A 4,490-nucleotide genomic window follows, 5' to 3' on the forward strand; every position below is an offset into this window, starting at 1 on the left:
ATTATTGAAATTGTAGCTGTTATTTTCCTGCCAGATAAGCCGAATCGTCGAAGCTACCCACCCATTCAGGTCGGTAAACGACGAACAAGGTCATCAACATCCCCGACAACCACGCTTCCGAAAAAGCGAGCAGCACGAAATAAGGGAAATATTCGCTGAACAGATAGTCCCATTGATAAGCACCGGCCATTGCCAGCAGAACCGTTACAGCAAAACCAACACCGACAATGGTCAATGCAGCACCGAGAAAGCCATTTACGAAGATAAAAACAAAGAAATGCTTGGGTAGCGCGCCGGAAAAAATACGAAAGAAAAACTGGCTCAACCCGACACTCAAACCGGCCAGCAGCAAGGCATTGGCCGCATAGGCAAACGGCCCGGCGGCACCATTCAAGGTAACACCGAGCGTCACCAAGGAAAGCCCGATAAAAGCCAGATGCGGCCCGAAGCTGAGCGTAAACACCGTTGCCCCAAGCAGGTGAAAGGTCAGGCCTGGCTTGATGCCAGCCTTCAGGCTCCAGACTACGGTGAGCAAAACGACCATCCCGAGCCAAACGTTGAGCTGCTCGGAATCCTTTAGTCGCCGCCAAGGGGCGCACCAAAGACTACGGGCGAAAAACAGCACCCAGGCAATCCAGGCCGCCCAGTACCACCCTTCGCCCATCAAGGTATCTGTCAGATTCACATGGCTATTTTAGCCGACGGCTCCGACCAGTTGCGGCACCACTTCGAACAAATCGCCGACCAGCCCGTAATCCGCCACCTGAAAGATCGGTGCATCGGGATCCTTGTTGATGGCGACGATGACTTTCGACTCCTTCATGCCGGCCAGATGCTGGATGGCGCCCGAGATGCCGACGGCGATGTAAAGCTGCGGCGCAACGATCTTGCCGGTCTGGCCAACCTGATAGTCGTTCGGCACGAAACCGGCATCGACGGCGGCACGGCTGGCGCCGAGGGCGGCACCGAGCTTGTCGGCAAGCGGTTCGAGCAGGGTGTGGTAGTTCTCGCCACTGCCCAGACCACGACCACCAGAAACGATGATCTTGGCGGCACCAAGTTCGGGACGTTCGGACTTGGTCAGTTCGCGGTGGGTCAGGGTGCTTTGGGCGGTATCGTTGGCCGCAGCGATGCTTTCGATTTTTGCCCCATTTTCCCGGTTGACCGTATCAAAAGCGGTGCTGCGCACGGTGATGACTTTGACGGCGTCGGCACTCTTAACGGTAGCCAGGGCATTGCCGGCGTAGATCGGACGAACGAAGGTGTCCGGGCTGTCGACGCCGGTGATTTCGGAGATTTGCGCGACGTCGAGGAGTGCAGCGATTCGGGGAGCGAGATTCTTGCCGAAGGTGGTGGCCGGGGCGAGGATGTGTCTGTAGCCGGCGGCGTTGGCGATGATGAGTGCGGTGAGGTTCTCGGCGGTCTGGCTCTGGTAGTGGGCGGCGTCGGCGACTTTGACGAGGCTCACCCCGTTCAGCGTGGCGGCTTCCTGGGCGGCGGCTTGGCAGCCTGATCCGGCGACGAGGACATGGATGTCGCCACCGATCTTCGCTGCGGCGGCAACCGTGTTGAGGGTGGCGGCTTTGAGCTGTTGGTGGTCGTGTTCGGCGATAACGAGAATGGTCATTTAGATCACCTTGGCTTCGTTCTTGAGTTTGTTGACGAGTTCGGCGACGTCGGCAACCCGGATGCCGGCGGAACGTTTGGCCGGTTCGGCGACCTTGAGGGTGGTCAGGCGCGGGGTGACGTCGATGCCAAGGTCAGCCGGCTTGACGGTGTCGAGCGGCTTTTTCTTGGCTTTCATGATGTTGGGCAGGGTGGCGTAGCGCGGCTCGTTGAGGCGCAGGTCGGTGGAGACGACTGCTGGCAGGGAAATCTCGAGGGTTTCGAGGCCGCCGTCGATTTCGCGGGTGACCGTCGCTTTGCCCCCAGCGATGACGACCTTGGAGGCGAAGGTGGCTTGCGGCCAGGCTTGCAGGGCGGCGAGCATCTGGCCGGTCTGGTTGGCATCGTCGTCGATGGCTTGTTTGCCGCAGATGACGAGTTGGGGTTGTTCCTTGTCGCAGAGGGCCTTCAAGAGCTTGGCGACGGCCAGCGGCTGGATTTCCGTATCGCCACAGTCGACGAGGATGCCGCGGTCGGCACCGATGGCCATGGCGGTGCGCAGGGTTTCCTGGCAGGCGGCGACGCCGCAGCTGACGGCGATGACTTCGCTGGCGATGCCGGCTTCCTTGAGGCGGACGGCTTCTTCGATGGCGATTTCGTCGAAGGGGTTCATGCTCATCTTGACGTTGGCCAGATCGACGCCAGTGCCGTCGGCCTTGACGCGGACTTTGACGTTGTAATCAACGACTCGTTTTACGGGGACGAGAATCTTCACCAGCATCTCCTTTTCGGTTCGACTTTTTTGAATTACGGCCGCCTGTTTGACAGACGATCACTCAACCAGCACAATGACCATACTGTGTCGTATGGAAAAGCATACGGTAGCGTATGGAAAACAAACCTGTCAAGCCCTTGATTAAATCCTCATCCGCTAAACCCCGCAAGCGGGCGGCCGCGGTACGCACTCAACTCGACCCGGAACGCTGGGTGGATGAGGCTATCGACGTGCTGGCAAAAGAAGGCGTAACCGGTTTGCGCGTCGAAGTGCTGGCCAAGCGCTGCGGCGTTACCAAAGGCAGCTTTTACTGGCATTTCAAGGATCGGCAGGCACTACTCTGTGCCGTGCTCGAGCAATGGAAAATCGGGCGCATCCGCGACATCGAAAAGATGACTTCGGTGACCGCCGGCAATGAGCGCCAGCAGTTGCACTATGCCATCGAAGTGTATGGGGCCAGCCGAAACCGGAAGGGCATGTCGATCGAACTGGCCATTCGCGACTGGGCGCGCCACGACCCGCAGGCTGCCGCAGTCGTTGAGGCGGTCGATCTTTATCGGCTGGATTGCACCCGAAAATTATTTGTTGAATCCGGCATGTCGGATGCCGAGGCCAAGAGCCGCAGCCTGTTGCTCTACGCTTGCGTATTCGGCCTGTCGCTGATGCATTACACGCACTTCGACGACAATTTGTCTGATCTCAAGCAACGCATCGCCGAGCGCATCATTGCCAGCTAGCCGGCGCAAACGCCGGAACTTTGCGATCTCTCCCAAACCAGCAAATCAGCGGCCAATTGCGCCACGGTTGCTGCCAAGGCGCCGACCCCACCGCGGGCATCCTGGCTGGCCGCGAGTTTTTCGATTCTCAAATCCAGCTCGGCCACCTGGCGACGCGACTGATCGAGCAGAACGACGCGTCCTTGCAACACACCCTTGCTGCTTTCCGGACTGCTGAACAACTGGCTGAATTCGGTTATTTCGACACGCACGAGACAACGTGCCTGCCCTTGCCCGGATATTGAATAATCGAGTTCTTGCATCAGTCGCTGCTCGATCATTTGTGCCGGCGGACCGGCCCAGCGCGCTCGAGCATACTCGCGCAAGTGCGCGACATCGACGTAAGCGAGCCGATAATCAATGCCCTGCGAATCGAACCACAACGGCGCCCGCACCTCCAGCGCCATAGGCAGCTTGCGCGGCGCAGCCAACAAGCTCGCTGGGGCCGGACCAAAATCATAGACGGCCAGCGCACTATCGCCGCCGCGCTTGCCAGCCGTGAAACAGGCGGAGAGCAGACCGCAAAGCAACAGGACAAGCAATCGGCACATCTTATTTCTCCCCGGCCGGGTTGAAGCCGGCTTCACCTGGACCGGGCACCTGGGCTGGCGCACCGAAGACCAGGCCTTGCGGCGTATCTTCGAGCACCCGCAGAACGCGGCTCAACTGGCGCGAGGTAAGCGAGAAATCGGTGGCGAGTTCGTTGAGGCGCGGCATCAAGGCCGAGGTTCCACCGGCCGAAGCGTCACCGATCGCTACGTCGAACTTGTCCGTAGCGACCTGCATCTTGCCGATCAGGACACGGGTATCGGCGAGCAGGGGCTGCACTTCACCGGCGGCCTGTGACAAATTCCGGATATTACGGTCATCAAGCAGCTTCCTGAATTGCACCAGCGTTGTATTGAGGTTTTCCAGCACCGGTTTCATGGTACCTGAGGCAGCTTCCAGATTGACCAGCGTCGCCTTCAGGAGCGCGCGATTTTCGTCGTCGAGCGTGGCGTTGGCGCTACTCATCAACTGGCGCGCTTGTTTTAATGTCGCCATGCCGGTTTCGCCCAACTCTTCGAGCAAGGACGGAATCATCGTAATGCGCGGTGGGTGCGTATCGTTTGGCACCAGCGGCTCGTTATCCTTGCCGGTTTCCAGCAACAGAATATGGGCCAGGCCGGTCACCCCCTGATAGTTCAGCTTGGCGACCGTCCCCTTGGTCAGCGGCACCTCTTCGTTGACCGAGATGGTCACCAGAATATTGCTGTAATCCTCGGGGTCGAGGCGGATGTCGCTGACCTTGCCGACCCGGATGCCACGATAGCGAACCTGCGCCTGCGGGTTCA

Annotated in this window: 6 protein-coding genes; 1 reads left to right on the plus strand and 5 read right to left on the minus strand. The window is 59.2% G+C overall.

What is annotated here, in order from left to right; all coding sequences use genetic code 11:
* Positions 1-19: 19 nt before the first annotated feature.
* From ADADOO_RS05625 to ADADOO_RS05635, 3 genes are read right to left on the minus strand one after another with little or no spacing between them, the layout of a single operon-like run.
* Entirely contained in the window at positions 20-685 is a 666-nt protein-coding gene (locus ADADOO_RS05625; RefSeq protein WP_511275746.1) for an energy-coupling factor ABC transporter permease, read from the minus strand.
* 9 nt (positions 686-694) lie between these two features.
* On the minus strand, positions 695-1,627 hold the full coding sequence (locus ADADOO_RS05630) for an electron transfer flavoprotein subunit alpha/FixB family protein (protein WP_511275747.1): 933 nt from the start codon (positions 1,625-1,627) through the stop codon (positions 695-697).
* Entirely contained in the window at positions 1,628-2,380 is a 753-nt protein-coding gene (locus tag ADADOO_RS05635) for an electron transfer flavoprotein subunit beta/FixA family protein (RefSeq protein WP_511275749.1), read from the minus strand.
* A gap of 113 nt (positions 2,381-2,493) precedes the next feature.
* Here ADADOO_RS05635 and ADADOO_RS05640 point away from each other — a divergent pair, with 113 nt between their 5' ends.
* Entirely contained in the window at positions 2,494-3,117 is a 624-nt protein-coding gene (locus tag ADADOO_RS05640) for a TetR/AcrR family transcriptional regulator (protein WP_511275751.1), read from the plus strand.
* Here ADADOO_RS05640 and ADADOO_RS05645 read toward each other — a convergent pair.
* Positions 3,114-3,707 carry an ABC-type transport auxiliary lipoprotein family protein gene (locus tag ADADOO_RS05645; RefSeq protein ID WP_511275753.1) on the minus strand — a complete coding sequence of 198 codons (594 nt, stop codon included), beginning with the start codon at positions 3,705-3,707 and terminating at the stop codon, positions 3,114-3,116. The genes ADADOO_RS05640 and ADADOO_RS05645 overlap by 4 nt on opposite strands.
* A gap of 1 nt (position 3,708) precedes the next feature.
* A partial coding sequence (locus ADADOO_RS05650; RefSeq protein ID WP_511275754.1) for an MlaD family protein occupies positions 3,709-4,490 on the minus strand: 782 nt, incomplete at its 5' end.

This window comes from Azonexus sp. (assembly GCF_036170495.1).
GTDB lineage: Bacteria > Pseudomonadota > Gammaproteobacteria > Burkholderiales > Rhodocyclaceae > Azonexus.

Bases quoted from the DNA above. Each gene is read 5' to 3' on its own strand.
- ADADOO_RS05645 (WP_511275753.1), bottom strand. From the start codon at position 3,707: ATGTGCCGATTGCTTGTCCTGTTGCTTTGCGGTCTGCTCTCCGCCTGT.
- ADADOO_RS05640 (WP_511275751.1), top strand. From the start codon at position 2,494: ATGGAAAACAAACCTGTCAAGCCCTTGATTAAATCCTCATCCGCTAAA.
- ADADOO_RS05630 (WP_511275747.1), bottom strand. From the start codon at position 1,627: ATGACCATTCTCGTTATCGCCGAACACGACCACCAACAGCTCAAAGCC.